Raw genomic sequence first — 18,094 nt, forward strand, 5'->3', positions numbered from 1 at the left:
GATGGCAGGGTGCCGCATGACCTTTGGGGAACTTATCCAAAAATTAATAAGGTCGGCAGTTTTTCCCCACCTCAGTTGCGTTTTGCATTATAAGAAACCGCAGGAAACTGCCGATCCGGTAGAGTGGTAAAGAGTTTGTTAACCTCTTGTTAACCCTCAGGGCGGCAAATTTTGCCCATCGAAGGTGTGGCATGCCGAGCCGACTCCAACAATAACGGATTCAAGGCATGTTTCAGATGCGGGCGGGCATTCGTGAACGGATTGACTGAATTCATAAAAACACTGGGACCGGCGCGTATCGCCGCAATGGGCGCGGTTGCCGCGATCCTGATCGGCGTGTTTGCGTTCATCATCTTCCGCGTCACGGCTCCCCAGATGACAACGCTCTACAATGAGCTCACGCTGGAAGACAGCGCGGCCATCGTCACCCAGCTGGAAGGCCAGGGCGTGCAGTTCGAGCTGAAGCGCGAAGGGTCGACCATCCTGGTTCCGAGGGAACAGGTGGCCCGGCTGAGGATGCAGCTGGCGGCGGAAGGCCTGCCGACGGGCGGCTCGATCGGTTACGAGATCTTCGACCGGACCGACACGCTGGGAGCCACCAGCTTCGTCCAGAACATCAATCACCTGCGCGCCATGGAAGGCGAACTCTCCCGGACCATCGGGTCGCTGGACCGGATCCGTGCGGCACGCGTTCACCTGGTGATCCCCGAGCGGCAGCTGTTCCAGCGGGACCGCCGTCCGCCGTCGGCTTCCATCGTGCTGAATGTGCGCGGTGCGCTCGGACCCGGCGAAATCCGCGCGGTGCAGCACCTGGTGGCCACCGCGGTTGACGGGCTGGACCCGGACCGGGTGTCGATCGTCGACGAAAGCGGCCGGCTGCTGGCCTCCGGCGTCGGCAACGACGAGGACGGCATGGTCTCCGCCTCTCTTCAGGAGCGGACCGTGGCCGTCGAGAGCCGCTTGCGCAACCAGATCGAGGAAATCCTGAATTCGGTGGTCGGTCCCGGACGGGCCCGCGTCAGGGTCAATGCGGAGGTCGACTACAACCGCCTGACCGAGACGACCGAAACCTTCGATCCGGAAGGGCAGGTGGTTCGCTCCACGCAGTCCAAGGAAGAGGCCAGCTCCTCCGTGTCCCGGAACGGGCAGGTCACGGTCGGCAACCAGCTGCCGAACCAGGAAGGCGGACAGGGCGAGGAAGGTGGCCGGGATACCGCGACGCTGATCGAGGAAATCACCAACTACGAGATTTCCAAGTCGACCCGCACCGAGATCGTCGAGGCCGGCCAGGTCAAGCGGCTGTCGGTCGCGGTTCTGGTGGACGGCACCTACCAGCCGGGCGACGACGGCGGCAATGTCTATACGCCGCGGTCCCAGGAGACGCTGGACCGGATCGCGGTCCTGGTCCGCTCGGCGGTCGGTTTCGATGCCGCGCGCGGCGACACGGTTGAAGTGGTGAACCTTCAATTCGCGCTGCCGCCGCAGGATGACCTGCTGGCGGAGAGCGACGGGCTGTTCGAGTTCACGCGCGACGACATCATCCGCTTCGCGGAACTGGGGGTCTTGTTCCTGATCGCGCTGCTGCTGCTCCTGTTCGTCGTCCGCCCGCTGCTGCGCCGGATCGTGACACCGGAAGAAAAGCAGCCGCAGGAGCTGATGATCGGACCGGATGGCACGCTGGTGGTCGAGACCGAGGTGCCGCAGGACGAACCGGAAGAGGAGGAATTCGTTATCGAATGGCTTGAACAGGCCAAGCAGGAAGGCGCGATGCAGGCAAGCTCCATTGCCAAGGTGGGGGGCATGATCAAGGATCATCCGACGGAAGCGGTGAACATCGTCCGCGGCTGGCTGGATGAGCAGGCGGCCTGATGGTTAGCGATCAACTCCAGCAACAGCTCCAGGTCAGCGCGGACCACGAAGAACGCGAACTGAAGGGCGCCGAGCGCGCGGCGGTTCTTCTGCTGGCGCTCGGCGAGGAGCACGGCTCGCCGATCTGGGCCAAGCTGGACGAAATCGAGGTGCGCCAGGTGTCGGCCGCCATGGCCAATCTGGGTCCGGTCACGCCGAACATGCTCGAGGACCTGTTCAAGGATTTCGTCCGCCGTGTCAGCTCCAAGGGAGCCCTGACCGGGAACGTCGATGCGACCGAGCGGCTTCTGGCCAGCTTCCTGCCGGGAGACAAGGTCAACATCATCATGGAGGAGATCCGGGGACCGGCCGGACGCAACATGTGGGAGAAGCTCTCCAACGTGCAGGAGAACGTGCTCGCCAACTACCTGAAGAACGAATACCCGCAGACCGTGGCCGTGGTGCTGTCGAAGATCAATTCCGACCATGCCGCCCGAGTGCTCGGCATCCTGCCGGAAGAGCTTGCGCTGGAAGTCGTCAGCCGGATGCTGCGCATGGACGCGGTCCAGAAGGAAGTCCTGGAAAAGGTCGAGCAGACGCTCCGGGTCGAATTCATGTCGAACCTGACCAACACGTCCCGGCGCGACAGCCACGAGATGATGGCGGAGATCTTCAACAATTTCGACCGCCAGACCGAGGCCCGGTTCCTGGCGGCGCTCGAAGAGGACAACCGCGAGGCGGCCGACCGGATCAAGACGCTGATGTTCACCTTCGACGATCTGCTGAAGCTCGACGCGGCCAGCGCGCAGACGCTGCTCCGGCACGTGGAAAAGGATCAGCTGGCGATTGCGCTCAAGGGATCGACCGACAATGCGCGCGAATTCTTCTTCGGCAACATGTCCTCGCGTGCGGCCAAGCTTCTGCTGGACGACATGGACGCTCTCGGACCCGTGCGCCTGCGTGACGTGGACGAGGCCCAGACCAGCATGGTGAACAAGGCTAAGGATCTTGCGGCGAAGGGCGAGATCATGATTTCCAAGTCCAAGGGCGAGGATGAAATTATCTACTGATGAGGCAATCGGCAGGTAGCTACAACAGAATGGGCAGCATGACCAACCCGTCGAAATTTCTGTTCAACGTCGACTTCTCCGAGCCGGAAGAGCCGGAAGAGGTTGCCCCGAGCGAACCGGAAATCCCGATGATTCCGGTGGCTGAGCACAAGAAGCTCCTGAAGGAGGCCAGGGCGCAGGCGTTCGAGGAAGGCCGGGTCAAGGCCTTGCAGGATTTGCAGACCAAACAGGAGACCCTCCTGACCGCGGAAGTTGGTCAGCTCGTGGCGGCCGTCGGCAATGTCCTGCAATCGCTGGACGATATCCAGGCAGCCCGCGAGAAGGATGCCGTCAGTCTTGCTTTTCTTGTGGCTAGACGGCTGTGCGCCCACCTGATTGCACGCCAGCCGCTGGCCGAGACGGTGGCTTTGGTGTCAGAATGCCTGGGACCGCTGCGCAAGGCGCCGCATCTTGTCATCCGTATCGCGGAGAAGGACCTGGAGGCCCTCAAGGCCCAGGTGGACCCCATCGTTCACGAGAAGGGGTTCGAGGGACGGCTGGTCCTGCTCGGAGAACCCGAGATCGCGCGCGGCGACTGTCATATCGAGTGGGCGGATGGCGGCATCCGGCGGAACCGGAAGGCACTCGAAACCGAAATCGATGCGAGTATCCGTGCCTACTTGCGGGCGCGCAGTTCAGAGAAACGCGGAAATCCGTCCGGCGCGTCGGCGGAAAAGGACACTGACGTATGAGCGACGAACAGGAAACCAATATCCCGCTTGACGAGCTGGAAGCGCCCGAGCGCTCCCTCGGCGAAGGCGAGGTGCGCGAACCGCAGTCCGCTGCCGACCTGGAAGCCGTGTTCGATGTCCCGGTCCGGATATCGGCGGTGCTCGGCCATTCGCGCATGCATGTCTCGGACCTGCTCAAGCTGGCCTCGGGCACCGTTCTCGAGCTTGACCGGAAGGTCGGCGAGGCCATCGATATTTATGTGAATGACCGGCTGGTCGCGCGTGGTGAAGTCGTCCTTGTGGAAGACAAGCTCGGCGTGACCATGACGGAAATCATCAAGACGGATCGATAGGAAGACACGCGGATGCGTCTGTTAATTGTCGGAACCCTCGGCGGCCAACTGACCACGGCTTCGAAAATCGCCATGCAGAGCGGGGCGCAGGTCACCCATGCGGATGACATCGAAGGCGCGTTGAAGGTTCTCAGGTCCGGCCGGGGCGCCGATCTCCTGATGGTCGAGGTGCATCTCGACATTGCCGGCCTGATCCAGAAACTCCAGGACGAAAGGGTTCATGTCCCGGTCGTGGCCTGCGGCATCGAGACCGACGCGCAGGCTGCCGTCTCTGCCATTCGGGCCGGTGCCAAGGAATACATCCCGCTGCCGCCGGATCCGGAGATGATCGCGGCGGTTCTGGCTGCCGTTGCGCAGGAACGCGGTGACCTGATCTACCGCGACGACACCATGGCCACGGTGGTCAAGCTGGCCGAGCAGGTTGCGCCTTCCGAAGCGTCCGTGCTGATCACCGGGGAATCGGGCACCGGCAAGGAGGTGATCGCCCGCCACGTGCACAAATGCTCCAACCGGGCTTCCAAACCTTTCATCTCGATCAACTGCGCCGCCATCCCGGAACATCTGCTGGAATCCGAATTGTTCGGCCACGAGAAAGGGGCCTTCACGGGCGCCGTGGCGCGCCGTATCGGCAAGTTCGAGGAAGCGGACGGCGGCACGCTGCTTCTCGACGAAATTTCGGAAATGGACGTGCGCCTTCAGGCCAAGCTGCTGCGGGCCTTGCAGGAACGGGTGATCGACCGGGTCGGCGGCACGCGCCCGGTGCCGGTGAATATCCGCATCCTGGCGACCTCCAACCGGGATCTTGCGGAGAGCGTGCGGCAGGGCCAGTTCCGCGAGGACCTGCTGTTCCGCCTGAACGTGGTCAATCTGAAGCTGCCGGCGTTGCGTGAGCGGCCGGCAGACATCATGGAACTCGCCCAGTTCTTCATCAAACACTATTCGGAGGCCAACGGCGTGCCGGTCAGGCCGCTTGCGGCTGAGGCCCGCCAGGCGCTGATGTCAAATCCCTGGCCGGGCAATGTGCGCGAGCTGGAAAACACCATGCACCGGGCGGTCCTGCTGGCGAACGGAGAGGAAATCGGCGTGGAGGCGATCCGCATGCCCGACGGCTCTCCCCTGGCCGGAACCGGGAGCCCCGCCGAACGGGCGGCGCAAACGGCGGAAGCCGTCACCCGGTCCTTTGTCGGGCGCACGGTGGCCGACGTGGAACGCGATCTCATCCTGGACACGCTGGACCATTGCCTGGGCAACCGGACCCACGCTGCGAAAATTCTGGGTATCTCGATCCGCACGCTGCGCAACAAGCTGAATCAATATACCGATGAAGGCATCAGCGTGCCGGGGCCGGGCGAAGCCCGCGCCTGAGGAAACCGGCCCTGCAGGGCACAACAGACGACAGCGCCGCCGGAAATTGAACGGTCGGCGCAGGTGAGGAACGGCAAGCGGAATGTCGGACACGGCAGCAGGCGGACAAGGCGGACCAGGCGCCCCGGAAGGGAGCGCTCCTGAACAGCAGGCGACGGCTCCACAGGCCGGCGCCGGCCTGTCCGGCCTGCCCAGCATGCAGGAGCTGATCGATACGCTGCGCAAGGGCGATATCGGCCTTGCGACCGGTATTCTGGTGATCCTGACCCTGCTGATCCTGCCGATGCCGCCGGTGATGCTGGACACGTTCCTGGCAGTGTCGATCATTTTCTCGGTCATGATCCTGATGACCGGGCTGTTCATCCAGAAACCGCTGGAATTCTCGTCCTTCCCGACGGTTCTGCTGATCGCGACCATGCTGAGGCTCGGTCTCAACATCGCCTCGACGCGCCTGATCCTGTCCAATGGCCACGAAGGCACGGCGGCTGCCGGCAACGTCATCCAGTCCTTCGGCAACCTTGTCATGGGCGGCAATTTCGTCATCGGGATCATTGTCTTCGCGATCCTGGTGATCGTGAACTTCGTCGTCATCACCAAGGGTTCCGGCCGTATTGCCGAAGTGGCGGCCCGCTTCACCCTGGATGCCATGCCGGGCAAGCAGATGGCGATCGACGCCGATCTCTCCGCAGGCCTGATCGATGAGGCCGAGGCCAAGTCGCGGCGCAAGGCGCTGGAGGACGAAAGTTCCTTTTTCGGAGCGATGGACGGTGCCTCGAAATTCGTGCGCGGCGATGCCATCGCCGGCCTGCTGATCACCTTCATCAACATTCTCGGCGGCATTTTCATCGGCGTTGCCCAGATGGAGCTGTCCTTCTCGGAAGCGGCCAACAACTACACGCTGCTGACGATCGGCGACGGTCTGGTTTCCCAGATCCCGGCCCTGATCGTGTCGACCGCAGCCGGCCTGCTGGTCTCCAAGGCGGGGGTTCACGGCGCCGCCGACAAGGCGCTGGCCAGCCAGTTCACCGGCTACCCGAAAGCGCTCGGCATGTCCGCGGTGGTGATGGTCATCCTGGCCCTGCTGCCGGGCATGCCGATGATCCCCTTCTTCGCCCTGGCGGGCCTCGCGGGCTATCTGGCCTACAAGGTGAGCTCGACCAAGAAACAGGAGAAGGCCAAGGCCGCGCAGGTCAAGGCGATCGAGGCCGCGCCGAAGCCGCCGCCGGAGCCGCCGATCACGGATGCGCTGAAAATGGACGAGCTGCGGATCGAGCTCGGCTACGCGCTGCTGCCGCTGATCAACGGCAAGGCCACCAGCGAGGGAGATGTCCTGACGGAGCAGATCAAGGCCCTGCGCCGCCAGGTCGCCGGCGACATGGGCGTGATCATGCCGCCCGTGCGCATCCTCGACAATATCCAGCTCGGCGCCAACGACTACGTCATCAAGGTCAAGGAGGTCGAGGCCGGGCGCGGTGTGCTCTATCCGAACCATTTCATGGTGATGGATCCGGCCGGTGGACAGGTGAAACTGCCGGGCACGCACACGACCGAACCGACCTTCGGCCTGCCGGCCACCTGGGTCGAGGCCCAGTACCGCGAGGATGCTTCCTTGCGCGGCTATACCGTGGTCGATCCGGCCACGGTCCTGTCGACCCACCTGACGGAAACCATCAAGGCCAATATCAGCGAGCTTCTGACCTATGGCGACGTCCAGAAGCTGCTGAAGGAACTGCAGGGCGAACAGGCCAAGCTGGTGGAAGACCTGATCCCGTCGCAGATCACCGTTTCCGGCGTCCAGCGGGTGCTGCAGACCCTGCTCAACGAGCGTATCTCGGTGCGCGACCTGGGCACCATCCTGGAAGGCGTTTCGGAAGCCACGGGCATGACCCGCAACACCGACACCATCGCCGAACACGTACGCACGCGCCTTGGCCGCCAGATCTGCGCGGCCAACCTGTCACCCGGCGGCTACCTGCCGCTGATCGCCTTGTCGCCGCAATGGGAACAGGCCTTCCTGGAGGCAATTGTCGGTGAAGGCGACGACCGCCAACTTGCGATGCAGCCGAGCAAGCTGCAGGAATTCGTCGGCCGCGTGCGCGACTCCTTCGAGGAGGCGGCCCAGCAGGGTGAGGTGCCGGTGCTGCTGACCTCGCCGCAGACACGGCCCTTCGTGCGCTCCATCGTCGAGCGGTTCCGGGCGCACACCACCATCATGAGCCAGGCGGAAGTCCATCCGCGCATCAAGCTGAAGACGATCGGATCGATCTGAGGCAGACGTTTCGCCGTTGGTCAGGAGGAGCGTGCGCTCAGACGACCACGTTGATCCGGGCCATGGCCGCGGTCTGGTTGCCGTAATGCCCGAGCCGTCCCTGGTTCTGCAAGACGAACAGGGTGTTGGCCTGCGAAGCCTGTGTGTTGACCACCTGCATGGTATAGGCCAGCGCGTTCAGCTTATCCAGGCGCTTGGCCGACGCCTGCCGGCGCTTGGTCCATGCCTTGTTGTAATCCGACCAGGAGGGCTTTCGTTGTGAGCGGAAGCGGCTATAGGTGTCCCTGTGGACATAATTCCCAATTTTCGCCATGTGAGCGCCTTTTCAAAAGACTGCGCCAGCATAGCGCCCGTAAGTATGACCAAACGGTTAACGGGGTGTCCGGATCCGAGAAATTTTAACGCTAGGGAAGGTGGCGATGATCCTGCGGGCGGTTTTCACACCAGAACGTTGATGCGCGCCATCGCGGCCGTCTGGTTGGCATAGGCACCGACCCGGCCCTGGTTCTGCATCACGAACACAGTGTTGGCCTGTGAGGCCTGCACGCCGATGGTGTTGAAAGTGCTCGCAAGATTGCGCAGTTCCTGCATTTTCTGCGCCGAGGCCTGACGCCGCTTGGCCCAGGCCTTGTTGTAGTCGGACCAGGTCGATTTCCGCTGCGAGCTGAAGCGTTTGTGGTAGTCGCGCTGGACGTAGTTTCCGACTTTTGGCATGGCTGCATCTTTCCTGGATACGGATCCAGTCTCCCAAATCGTGGTTAACAGGCCGTTAACCATCCGCAATACGCCATTCGCCCCTTGGTGTGGTGGCGTGCGGCTGCTATGGCCCTTCCCAGGCAATTCGAGAATGGAGAAACAAGGGTGACACAGGTGCTTAATCTGGATGGCTATACAGAGGTTCCGAACGGGAAAATCGCCTTCGTTGTCACCTATCTTGAAATGCTGCAAGCGCCGGAAAAACCGCTGGCACCGCCGCGCAGCGACGTCTCGCTGGAACGCTGGACGGATCCGGATGTCGCGGCATACCGCAAGCTGTTCCGGGAGATCGGCGAGGACTGGATCTGGTTCAGCCGCCTGGAGCAGGACGAAGCCGTTCTGGCGAAGACCTTGAGCGAGCCGGCGCGCGAACTGTTCCTGCCGATGAAGGACGGCAAGCCTGTCGGCACTCTGGAACTGGACTATGCCAACCCGGAAGAGCCCGTCGTTGCCTATTTCGGACTGGTGCCGGGGGCCATCGGCGGTGGGTTGGGCCGCTGGCTGATGGGGCAGGCGGTGGACATGGCCTGGGCCCGGCCTGAGACCAAGCGCCTGTGGCTGCACACCTGCACCGGCGACAGCCCGCAGGCGATCCACTTCTACCAGTCCTGCGGCTTCAAACCGTATAAACGCGCCATCGAGGTGGCCGACGACCCGCGGCTGAAGGGGCTTCTTGGCCGGGACCGGGCACCGCATGTGCCGGTGATCGGGTAAGTCGCGAAGCGACAGCGTTGCCTCGACACCTGACGTCATCCTCAGGAGCTTGGCGCAGACAGGCGTCTCGAAGGAGGGACCGCTTGTCCTGAAGTGTGCGGCCGCTCCTTCGAGACGCCGCTTTGCGGCTGCTCGGGATGACGTTGGTGGGGGCAGCAGCCTTCCGACCTTGGTCTCATCGCCGAGCTGATCGTGCATGGCTCAAGCGGTTCGGCAAGGACGGTCCGGATCAGGCACTCATCTTGACCCGTTCCGGAAACGCGTCGGCTATCGATTTGCGGTTGGCTTCGAGAACGCCGCGTTCGGTGATCAGGCCGGTGACGAGGCGGGCCGGGGTGACGTCGAAGGCCGGGTTGCCGACCTCGGAGCCCTCGGCGACGATCTCGATGGTTTCGATGGCGCCGTCCGCCGTGCGGCCGGTCATGTGGCTGACTTCCTCGCCGCCGCGCTCCTCGATCGGGATCTCCCTGACGCCGTCGGACAAGGAGAAGTCTATGGTCGGCGAAGGCAAGGCAACGTAGAAGGGCACGTTGTTGTCCCTGGCGGCGAGCGCTTTTAGGTAAGTGCCGATCTTGTTGCAGACATCGCCGGTGGCCGTGGTGCGGTCGGTGCCGGTGATGACGATGTCGACCTCGCCATGCTGCATCAGGTGGCCGCCGGCATTGTCGACGACGACGGTGTGCGGCACGCCGTGATGGCCGAGTTCCCAGGCGGTTAGGAAGGCGCCCTGGTTGCGCGGGCGGGTCTCGTCGACCCAGACATGGACCGGGATGCCGCCGTCATGGGACATGTAGATCGGCGCCGTGGCCGTGCCCCAGTCGACCGTTGCCAGCCAGCCGGCATTGCAATGGGTCAGGATGTTGACCGGTTCGCCGTCGCGTTTCAGGCGGGCGATCGCGGCGATCAGCTCCATGCCGTGCATGCCGATGGACATGTTGATGGCGATGTCCTCGTCGCAGATGTCGTTGGCAAGGGCAAAGGCCGCCGCCTCACGGTTTTCCGGCGGGACCTGCATGAGCGACTTGCGGGCCTTGTCGAGGGCCCAGTGCAGGTTGACCGCCGTCGGGCGGGTTTCCAGCAAGACGGAGCAGGCGGCATGCAGGCTGGCATCGGAGGGATCGGCGCGCATGGCCAGCGCCACGCCATAGGCGGCGGTTGCCCCGATCAGCGGGGCACCGCGCACCTGCATGACGCGGATCGCGTGGGCCGCGTCCTCCATCGTGTGCAGTTTTGCGATCTCGAAGACATGGGGAAACTTGGTCTGGTCGATGATTTCCACCGAACCGCCATCCTCCGCGAGCCAGATCGTGCGATATTTCTTGCCGTCCACATTCATGATCAGGTCTCCCGGAAAAGCGCGACTTGTTTTGCATAACCCATGATCAGGGGGCGAGGCCAGTGCCGCCTTGCTGGCCTCAGGGTAAAAAAAGCCTTAATCTTCGTTAACCATGTCGGGATCGCCGGTGGATAGCGGGTGAAGTTGAGACCCGCGCCTGTTCCGCCCCGGCAAGAGTCGGTTAAGACTCTATTGACCAAGTGAGTGAAACGGAGTCGGGCGCCTCATGTCTGAAATGCAGGATAACGTTGTCCCCCACACCCGCATGCGTTCCCTGCGCGATGCGATCCGCAAGGTTCAGCTCGGAGAGGTCGAGCGCTCGGATGTGGTGGTGGAACTCCAGGATACCGAGCGGGCGCGTCTCGACATGCTCGCGGACGAACTCAAGGACGTCTTCAAGGAGATCCCGGAAGAGGACGACCAGTTTTCCCTCCAGATCATTTCCGGATCGACTCCGCGCCTGTGGATCGACGCCACCAGCCATGTCGCCGTCGGCGGCGACCGGCGCACCTACCGGTTCCTGAAGGATACGCGGCTCGGGCGCGTGGTCATCCTGGAAACGGCCAATATCGACGACATGGCGGACTGCCTGACCGAATACATCGCCGAGCGTGTGCTGGAACGGGAAAAGGCGCTGGAAGGAGACTGGCTCAACAACCGGCTGCGCCAGGTGGCTCTCGACAGCCAGGTTGTCCGCGTCCGCGAAAACCGCACGCCCTGGCTGGCGGTCACGGGCGCGTTCGGCATCGGCCTTGCCCTGGGGATCGTCGGCCTGGTCGCCTTCGCCTGGTTCGCCAACCCGCTTTAACCAACTGAATTTTCCAGCACCCGAATGTCACCCCGGACAAGCGGAGCGCAGATCCGGGGACCACTCTCAGTGCAGCTTGCTGAAGCGGTGGACGGGGTCTTGGGCAGTGCGCGCCTTTTTTCCAACGCTCTGGAAGTGAGTGGACCCCGGGTCTCGTTTCACGCGCACGGGGTGACACCGATTTTTTATCGGTTGTCGCAAAAAATCATTTGGCTGACATCAGAAGCACACTAGGGCTGGGAAACCGGGTTGCCGGCTCACATCGGAACTTTAACATCCCGCTCCGCCAGAAGCTTCACAGGCTCATTCGGCTCCTGGAAGCCGTGTTCCTCCATGCGGCAGGTCCAGCTGTCATTGGACTTTTCGATCCTGAACAGGTTGTAGCGGGCGGCCGGCTTCTTGCCGCCCGGCGCGCTTGTGGCGGAAGGCACGCCGACCACGGGGACCGGACCGTCGGGCCCTTCGATGCTTTCGAAACTGTCGATATGGGTGTGCCCGTGCAGGATCAGCTCGGCGCCGGCGCGTTTGACGACCGCGCGCACCCGCGACGCGTCGGAGAGGCGTTTGTGCCAGTGCGTGGCGTGCTTGAAAGGGGGGTGGTGCAGCATCACCACCCGGAACAGGCCTTCGCCGCCGAGGTCTTCCAGAACCGCCCTTAGCCGCTTGCTCTGCGCGCTGCCGACCCGGCCGGTGGCGAACCAGGGCGCGCTTGCGCGGCCGGTGGTGACGCCAACCAGGGCAATGTCGCCGCGCTTGCGGACATAGGGAAAGGTGGCTTCGGATTTGGTGCCGACCGTCGGGGCCTCCTCGGCGCCGTCGCCGCACATATAGGGCCACCAGGCCGCGCGCGCCCGGCGCACAGCCCCTGGCACATAGGCGTCGTGGTTTCCCGGAACCACGGAGACGTTTTGCGGTTCGCCGACCTCTTCCAGCCAGGTACGTGCCCCGGCGATTTCCAGCGGCAGGGCGATGTTGACCAGATCGCCGGTGACGGCGATGTGGTCCGGCGCCTTTGCACGCATGTCCTCGACAAGCTGTTCCAGATAATTGGCCCCCATGATCTTGGAGCGGTTTCGCTGCCAGTTGAGATAGCCGAGCAGGCGCTTTGAAAACAGCTGCAGGAGCTTCGGATCAGGCAGGGGACCGAGATGGGGATCGGAGATATGCGCAAGAGTGAACATGCCCGTTGATAGGCAGGTTCCCGTCGCCGCGCAATCCGTTCGTGCCGCTTGCGGCGATTTCCCGCCGGGACCGCGTTGGGGACGGTGCAAAATGCAAAGGGCGCCGCGTTCGAAAACGCAGCGCCCTTTTGCGGGGGATCTGTGCGGGTTACTTGACCTGCTTGACCGTCTTTGCAGCCTTCGGGGCTTTTTGCGAGCGGTTGTCCGCGGAGCGCGTGGTTTCGCGCAACGTCGCGCCAACAACATTTACAAATCCGAACATTTTGCCTTCTCCGTTCAGATCCTTCGCCGGCCTTAGTTGGTCGGGAACGTGATCAGGGTTGCCGCGACACGCGGGTTGGTCAGGTCGAGGGCGGGCTTCCACTGGTAGTGGCTACGGTTGCGGCGGCGTTTGCCGAAAAGTGCGTTCAACATGGTGTTTTCCTTCATAAGCGGCGGGCTGGCCACGGAGGCTGCCTTCGAAATCATCTTGTTGCACGGTATATAGGCAGGCGATGCCCAAAGGAGGAGCGTTATTAATACGGGGCTGCCCTGCGGGGATTGCATGGGTTAATAAAGGCTTAGCCACAGTTCGCGCCGGGTATCTTACGGATTATGTTGAAGTTATTGTCGTTCCTGCCCAAGCCCTGGACACGCCGCCTGATTCAGCAGGCTGGTCTCGTCCGCAATCCCTACACGCTCGGCGTCCGCGTGATCGTGGAAGACGGTGCCAAAAGGGTGCTGCTGGTGCGGCACAGTTATCTCTCCGGCTGGTATCTGCCGGGCGGTGGTGTGGACCGGGGCGAGACTATGGTCGAAGCGGCGCGGCGCGAGGTTCTGGAGGAGGCGGGTGTTGCCGCAAGCGCGCCGCCGCGGTTGCTCAATGTCTATCTCAACGAGGAAGCCACGGGCCGCGACCATGTCGGCCTGTTTCACCTGGAAAGCTGGGTCGAGGCGGACACCTTCCTGAGGCCGAATGCGGAGATTGTCGAGGCGGCCTTTTTCGAAAGCCATGCCATGCCGGACGAGCTCAGCAAGGCGACGGCCCGGCGGCTGGCCGAATTCCGGTCCGGGGCGTTTCCGACGGACAGGTGGTGAGGAGCCAGCACGGCTTTTCCATCGTCACCCGGCTCGCGCTGCGCCCGGCCGGGGTGACGTTGGAAAACGAGGTTCGGTACCTGGCGGCCGTCGCGTTTTGACTTCCGCTCAGGCCGCTGCCTTGAACCTGTCGCGGTTGTGCGGGCGTGTCAGGTCGAGATCCGGGCCGACCGGCACGATCCGGGTCGGGTTCACGCTTTCATGCGATCCGTAATAGTGCTGCTTGATGGTTGCCATGTCGACCGTATCGGCAACTCCCGGCACCTGGTAGAGCTCGCGCAGGAAGTTGGAGAGGTTCGGATAGTCCTCGATTCGGCGGATGTTGCACTTGAAGTGACCGACATAGACCGGGTCGAAGCGCACCAGCGTCGTGAACAGGCGCCAATCGGCCTCGGTCAGACGGTCGCCGACAAGATAGCGCTGGGCCGACAGAAGGTCATCCAGATCATCCAGCGTTTCGAACAGGGCCGTGACGGCTTCCTCGTAGGCTTCCTGGGTGGTCGCGAAGCCGGATTTGTAAACGCCGTTGTTGACGGTGTGGTAGACGCGCTCGTTGACCGCATCGATGTCCGCGCGCAAGTCCTCGGGATAGAAGTCGAGCGAAGATCCCGTCAGGCCGTCAAAGGCTGAATTGAACATGCGGATGATCTCGGCGGATTCATTGCTGACGATGGTTTCCTCACGCTTGTCCCAGAGGATCGGCACTGTTGCACGGCCCGTGTATTTGGGATCGGCCCTGGCATAGATGTGCCAGGCATATTTGGCACCGGTCACCGGATCGATTTCCGCAAACTCCCAGCCGTTCTCCAGCATCAGCGGCTGGACGGCGGACAGCGTGATCATGTCTCCCAGGCCCTTCAACTTGCGGAAGACCATGGTGCGATGCGCCCAGGGGCAGGCATAGGAGACGAACAGGTGGTAGCGCCCGCTTTCCGCCTTGAAACCGGCCTTCCCGGTCGGGCCGGCGGAACCGTCCGCCGTGATCCAGTTGCGGAACGCGGCGTCCTTGCGGACAAACCGGCCACCGGTGGATTTCGTGTCATACCATTGATCTTTCCAGACGCCGTCGACCAGCAATCCCATCAGGCTCTCCCTTGTTGTCTCGCCCTAAAAGGTTGTGCGGAAACCCGGTAAATCAATCAACTGAATGCACTGTTCGGACTGGCTGAACAATCAATGTCCATGCGGAAGCGGCAAAAAACGCTGGACCGGACAGGGCGCCACGTGGTAACCGCTTCGTCTCACTGAAGATTTGCCGGTCCGAAATTGTGCCCGGCAGGATGCAAGAGACTGGGATTCATGACCGCAGGTCTGACACTCCGACGACGAACCAGCCGACGAGACATTTCTCGTCCGCGCCGTCGCGGCTGACCTGATCCCGGATCTTTCGATCGTTCTGTCCGGGTCTCCGGCAGGCGCGCTTTTTCAAAAAGACTGCTTGCTGGATCTCGCCAAATGAAACAGACGACATGGGTCATCAGGCCCGAACAAATCTCCGACAACGACGCCATCGAGGCGCTGCAGGCCGAGGCTTTCGGCCCGGGGCGCTTTGCCCGGACGGCTTTCCGTATCCGTGAGAACGTGCCTCACCGCGCGGATCTGTCGTTTGTCGGGCTTGCCGGAGAGAAGGTTGCCGGGTCGATCCGGCTGTCGCCGATCCGGATCGGCGACAGCGACGCCCTGCTGCTCGGGCCGCTGACCGTGTCGCCGGATTTCAAGAACCGGGGGCTCGGCAAGGCGCTGATGCGCACGGCAATGGAAGCGGCCGCCGCGGCCGGGGACCGGGTTGTGCTGCTGGTCGGAGACGCGCCTTACTACAGCCCCTTCGGGTTTCAGCAGGTTCCCTTCGGCCGGATCAGCCTGCCGGGCCCGGTCGATCCGGCCCGGCTTCTGGTGGCGCTGTTGAATGACGGCGACATGCCGTCCGGCGCTGTGCATGGCGGGGCCGGCGGCTAGGAACTCAGCGCCGGTGTGAGGCCTGCCAAAACAAGCGGCCGATCCTTCGAGACGGCCTGACGGCCTCCTCAGGATGACGCTGTGAGTAAACAGCAAGGCTACTTCAACACATTCATCGTCATCCTGAGGAGCGCGCTTGCGCGCGCCTCGAAGGATCGGCTGCAAGCTCCATCCTCCAACCCTACCGCCCTTCGCGGTACCTGGTCAGCGACAGCGCGCCGAGCAGCGGGGTAAGGCCGAGGAGGCCGATCATCAGCGGATAACTCCTTTGCTTGCATAGAGATACCTCAACAATCCGGGCTTTGTGGTAGGCACCGTAGATTGGGAAAAGGCTCCGGATCAGTCTCTTAGTCCTGCCTTGTGCAAAGCGGCGTTTGCGCGAAACCGTACACGGGCGCACCTTTCCTTCTCGCTCTCCGAAGCGTCTTCCGGACAGCGGCAAATCCTAGACAGCCAGGCCATGTCTTCAGGGTCCAACCAGAGAGCAACGCGCCCTTTTTCCTGCTCATGCGCAGTATCTGTTGGGACGGGCCCATTCATGCGGAAACTCTCTTCATTGTGTCGTCAGCTTGTCAGCGACCTTCGCGGTACCAGGTCAGGGACAGGGCGCCGAGCAGGAGGGCCAGGCCGAAGAGACCGATCATCAGCGGGTAGCGGTCGATGCCGTTCAGCACGCTCGCCTCGGTGGATTTGAGGCCGATCCAGCCATTGCCGGCATAGCTGGCGGACTGGCGCATGGAAACGACCCGGGGCACGTTCATGTCGCCGCCGATGTCGCGCAGACGCTCCGAGGAACCGCCGGTGGCCTCGCTGAGCGGTGCCAGCGGTGCGGCGGTCGACAGCACGTCGGTATATTCGCGCGGGTTTTGCGGGCCGACATGAATGAGAGCGCTCATGTCGCCCTCCGAGACGGAAAACAGGCCGGTCTCGGTGACCGGGAGGCTTCCGCGCCACAGGCCGGGCTCCTGTTCGCTCAGCGTCACCTGCGAACGGTCTTCCGTCGGCGAGATGACCGTAACTTCGTCGACGCTTTCTCCCAGGGTCTGCCGTTCGATCACCAGTTCCGGGCCGCGCAAGGACACGTTCAGCGCTTCTTCCTCAAGGTCCGGTTCCTGCATCAGCCAATGGGCAAGGCGGCGCAGCAGCGGTACGTGCGGTCCGCCGCCCTCGTAGCCGCGGGCCCACAGCCAGACATGATCCGACAAGAGCATGGCGACACGGCCCTCGCCCTCGCGGTTCAGGACGAGAAGAGGGGTGTCGCTGGGACCTGACATCAGTGCATGGCCGGCATCGATTTCGGTATCCACCGCGCGGAACCAGCGGCTCCATGCCGGCGGATCCTGCTCCGAACCGGGCAGGCCCCGGGTCACCGGGTGCCGTTCGCCGAGACGGGCCAGGGTCGCGTGGAAGGGTTGTTCGAGGATCGTTCCGGTCGGCCGGGCGGGCAGGATCGGCGCCAGCGGCGTGCGGTAGAGACTGCCGCCTTCCGCGTAGTCCGGGCCGCCTGCCAGAAGAACCGCGCCACCCTCGCGCACGTAGCGGGCGATGTTGTCGAAATAGAGCATCGGCAGGACGCCGCGGCGCACATAGCGGTCGAAGATGATCAGGTCGAACTCGTCGATCTTGACGGAAAACAGTTCGCGTGTCGGAAAGGCGATCAGCGACAGCTGGTTGATCGGTGTGCCGTCCTGCTTTTCAGGCGGGCGCAGGATGGTGAAATGGACCAGATCGACCGAGGCGTCGGACTTCAGCAGGTTGCGCCAGGTGCGCTCGCCGGCATGGGGCGACCCGGAGACCAGCAGAACCCGGAGGTTTTCCCGTATGCCGTCGATCGTGACCACGGCCCGGTTGTTGAGGTGCGTCAGTTCCTGGGGAAGCGGTTCGGCCTCGAATTCGAAGATGTTGTCGCCGCCATGGGCGATTTCGACGGGAATGTCGATCTTCACCCCCGTGCGGGCAACACGTTCGGTGACGACATCGCCGTCACGCTTGACCGTCAGGCGTACCTGGTCACCCGGGCCCGTGCCCTGGCCCTGGTCTACGACGGTAAGGCTCACGGTCTGCTCGGAACCGACCAGACCGAAACGCGGCGCCTTTTCCAGCACGATGCGGCGGTCACGTTCTTCCAGCCGGCCGGTGATCAGGCCGTGCACGGGAGCATCGAAGCCGAGCGCCTCCGCGTTGTCGGGGATGTCGTGGATCTGGCCGTCGGTGATGATGATTGCGCCGCCGACCCGCTCCGGCGGCACGTCCGCAAGCCCGTTGGACAAGGTCTGGAACACCTGGGTGCCGTCACCCGAGCCCGAGTTGCGGGCCTCCAGGACACGCAGGTCGAAGCCGCTCAACGCCCCGATGCGCTGCCGGATCTCTTCCGCGGCAGCTTCCGTGGTCTCCTGCCGGCCGTCCAGCCGCTGGCTCTGGCTCTTGTCGACCACAACCGCGACCACGCTTGTCAGGGGTTCCCTGTCTTCGTGTTCCACCGCCGGATTGGCGAGCGCGAGCAGGAGCAGAACCATGGTGAGGGACCGGAGCAGCCAGCCTCGCAGGTTCAGGTAGCCGGACAGCCCGGTGAGCAGCAGCGTTATGACAGCTCCGGCGACAAGGGCCCAGAGAGGCAGCAGCGGGTCGAACGAGAGGGACCAGACCATCAA

Annotated in this window: 16 protein-coding genes; 10 read left to right on the forward strand and 6 right to left on the reverse strand. The window is 63.2% G+C overall.

Features of this window, described 5'->3' with window-relative positions; all coding sequences use genetic code 11:
* Nucleotides 1-252 precede the first annotated feature (252 nt).
* The 6 genes from fliF (at nt 253) to flhA (ending at nt 7,615) form a co-directional block, all read left to right on the forward strand.
* Nucleotides 253-1,869: a flagellar basal-body MS-ring/collar protein FliF gene (gene fliF / locus O6760_RS15190; protein WP_269580557.1), complete on the forward strand. Its 1,617-nt coding sequence runs from the start codon at nt 253-255 to the stop codon at nt 1,867-1,869.
* Entirely contained in the window at nt 1,869-2,918 is a 1,050-nt protein-coding gene (gene fliG / locus O6760_RS15195) for a flagellar motor switch protein FliG (RefSeq protein WP_269580558.1), read from the forward strand. Before fliF ends, fliG begins: the two co-directional genes overlap by 1 nt.
* Before the next feature lie 29 nt (nt 2,919-2,947).
* Nucleotides 2,948-3,649 (forward strand): FliH/SctL family protein, encoded by a 702-nt coding sequence (locus tag O6760_RS15200; RefSeq protein ID WP_269580559.1) that lies wholly within the window; start codon nt 2,948-2,950, stop codon nt 3,647-3,649.
* On the forward strand, nt 3,646-3,981 hold the full coding sequence (gene fliN / locus O6760_RS15205; RefSeq protein WP_269580560.1) for a flagellar motor switch protein FliN: 336 nt from the start codon (nt 3,646-3,648) through the stop codon (nt 3,979-3,981). The genes O6760_RS15200 and fliN overlap by 4 nt, the downstream gene beginning before the upstream one ends.
* Nucleotides 3,982-3,993: 12 nt before the next feature.
* Nucleotides 3,994-5,346, forward strand: a complete 1,353-nt coding sequence (gene flbD / locus O6760_RS15210) for a sigma-54-dependent transcriptional regulator FlbD (RefSeq protein ID WP_269580561.1) — start codon at nt 3,994-3,996, stop codon at nt 5,344-5,346.
* Between the two features lie 82 nt (nt 5,347-5,428).
* Entirely contained in the window at nt 5,429-7,615 is a 2,187-nt protein-coding gene (gene flhA, locus O6760_RS15215; protein ID WP_269580562.1) for a flagellar biosynthesis protein FlhA, read from the forward strand.
* A gap of 37 nt (nt 7,616-7,652) precedes the next feature.
* Here flhA and O6760_RS15220 read toward each other — a convergent pair whose 3' ends face one another.
* Nucleotides 7,653-7,928 carry a flagellar biosynthesis protein gene (locus tag O6760_RS15220; RefSeq protein ID WP_269580563.1) on the reverse strand — a complete coding sequence of 92 codons (276 nt, stop codon included), beginning with the start codon at nt 7,926-7,928 and terminating at the stop codon, nt 7,653-7,655.
* Between the two features lie 125 nt (nt 7,929-8,053).
* Nucleotides 8,054-8,329 (reverse strand): flagellar biosynthesis protein, encoded by a 276-nt coding sequence (locus O6760_RS15225; RefSeq protein ID WP_269580564.1) that lies wholly within the window; start codon nt 8,327-8,329, stop codon nt 8,054-8,056.
* A 147-nt stretch (nt 8,330-8,476) separates the two neighbouring features.
* Between O6760_RS15225 and O6760_RS15230 the strand changes: the two genes are divergently transcribed.
* Nucleotides 8,477-9,085 (forward strand): GNAT family N-acetyltransferase, encoded by a 609-nt coding sequence (locus O6760_RS15230; protein ID WP_269580565.1) that lies wholly within the window; start codon nt 8,477-8,479, stop codon nt 9,083-9,085.
* Nucleotides 9,086-9,314: 229 nt separating this feature from the next.
* Here the strand turns inward: O6760_RS15230 and mtnA are convergent, their stop codons facing one another.
* On the reverse strand, nt 9,315-10,421 hold the full coding sequence (gene mtnA / locus O6760_RS15235; RefSeq protein WP_269580566.1) for an S-methyl-5-thioribose-1-phosphate isomerase: 1,107 nt from the start codon (nt 10,419-10,421) through the stop codon (nt 9,315-9,317).
* A 226-nt stretch (nt 10,422-10,647) separates the two neighbouring features.
* Between mtnA and O6760_RS15240 the strand changes: the two genes are divergently transcribed.
* Nucleotides 10,648-11,229, forward strand: a complete 582-nt coding sequence (locus O6760_RS15240) for a hypothetical protein (protein ID WP_269580567.1) — start codon at nt 10,648-10,650, stop codon at nt 11,227-11,229.
* 257 nt (nt 11,230-11,486) lie between these two features.
* Here the strand turns inward: O6760_RS15240 and O6760_RS15245 are convergent, their stop codons facing one another.
* On the reverse strand, nt 11,487-12,410 hold the full coding sequence (locus O6760_RS15245) for a metallophosphoesterase family protein (protein WP_269580568.1): 924 nt from the start codon (nt 12,408-12,410) through the stop codon (nt 11,487-11,489).
* 594 nt (nt 12,411-13,004) lie between these two features.
* Between O6760_RS15245 and O6760_RS15250 the strand changes: the two genes are divergently transcribed.
* Nucleotides 13,005-13,487 (forward strand): NUDIX domain-containing protein, encoded by a 483-nt coding sequence (locus O6760_RS15250; protein WP_269580569.1) that lies wholly within the window; start codon nt 13,005-13,007, stop codon nt 13,485-13,487.
* 108 nt (nt 13,488-13,595) lie between these two features.
* Here O6760_RS15250 and O6760_RS15255 read toward each other — a convergent pair whose 3' ends face one another.
* Nucleotides 13,596-14,570, reverse strand: a complete 975-nt coding sequence (locus O6760_RS15255) for a glutathione S-transferase family protein (RefSeq protein ID WP_269580570.1) — start codon at nt 14,568-14,570, stop codon at nt 13,596-13,598.
* 372 nt (nt 14,571-14,942) lie between these two features.
* Between O6760_RS15255 and O6760_RS15260 the strand changes: the two genes are divergently transcribed.
* Nucleotides 14,943-15,443 carry a GNAT family N-acetyltransferase gene (locus O6760_RS15260; protein ID WP_269580571.1) on the forward strand — a complete coding sequence of 167 codons (501 nt, stop codon included), beginning with the start codon at nt 14,943-14,945 and terminating at the stop codon, nt 15,441-15,443.
* Nucleotides 15,444-16,015: 572 nt separating this feature from the next.
* On the opposite strand, the gene O6760_RS15265 is transcribed toward O6760_RS15260, so the two are convergent.
* Nucleotides 16,016-18,091: a hypothetical protein gene (locus O6760_RS15265; protein WP_269580572.1), complete on the reverse strand. Its 2,076-nt coding sequence runs from the start codon at nt 18,089-18,091 to the stop codon at nt 16,016-16,018.
* Nucleotides 18,092-18,094: the final 3 nt, after the last annotated feature.

It is taken from the genome of Roseibium sp. Sym1 (assembly GCF_027359675.1).
GTDB lineage: Bacteria > Pseudomonadota > Alphaproteobacteria > Rhizobiales > Stappiaceae > Roseibium.

Bases quoted from the DNA above. Each gene is read 5' to 3' on its own strand.
- fliG (WP_269580558.1), top strand. From the start codon at position 1,869: ATGGTTAGCGATCAACTCCAGCAACAGCTCCAGGTCAGCGCGGACCAC.
- O6760_RS15200 (WP_269580559.1), top strand. From the start codon at position 2,948: ATGGGCAGCATGACCAACCCGTCGAAATTTCTGTTCAACGTCGACTTC.
- fliN (WP_269580560.1), top strand. From the start codon at position 3,646: ATGAGCGACGAACAGGAAACCAATATCCCGCTTGACGAGCTGGAAGCG.
- flbD (WP_269580561.1), top strand. From the start codon at position 3,994: ATGCGTCTGTTAATTGTCGGAACCCTCGGCGGCCAACTGACCACGGCT.
- flhA (WP_269580562.1), top strand. From the start codon at position 5,429: ATGTCGGACACGGCAGCAGGCGGACAAGGCGGACCAGGCGCCCCGGAA.
- O6760_RS15220 (WP_269580563.1), bottom strand. From the start codon at position 7,928: ATGGCGAAAATTGGGAATTATGTCCACAGGGACACCTATAGCCGCTTC.
- O6760_RS15225 (WP_269580564.1), bottom strand. From the start codon at position 8,329: ATGCCAAAAGTCGGAAACTACGTCCAGCGCGACTACCACAAACGCTTC.
- mtnA (WP_269580566.1), bottom strand. From the start codon at position 10,421: ATGAATGTGGACGGCAAGAAATATCGCACGATCTGGCTCGCGGAGGAT.
- O6760_RS15240 (WP_269580567.1), top strand. From the start codon at position 10,648: ATGTCTGAAATGCAGGATAACGTTGTCCCCCACACCCGCATGCGTTCC.
- O6760_RS15245 (WP_269580568.1), bottom strand. From the start codon at position 12,410: ATGTTCACTCTTGCGCATATCTCCGATCCCCATCTCGGTCCCCTGCCT.
- O6760_RS15250 (WP_269580569.1), top strand. From the start codon at position 13,005: ATGTTGAAGTTATTGTCGTTCCTGCCCAAGCCCTGGACACGCCGCCTG.
- O6760_RS15255 (WP_269580570.1), bottom strand. From the start codon at position 14,570: ATGGGATTGCTGGTCGACGGCGTCTGGAAAGATCAATGGTATGACACG.
- O6760_RS15260 (WP_269580571.1), top strand. From the start codon at position 14,943: ATGAAACAGACGACATGGGTCATCAGGCCCGAACAAATCTCCGACAAC.
- O6760_RS15265 (WP_269580572.1), bottom strand. From the start codon at position 18,091: ATGGTCTGGTCCCTCTCGTTCGACCCGCTGCTGCCTCTCTGGGCCCTT.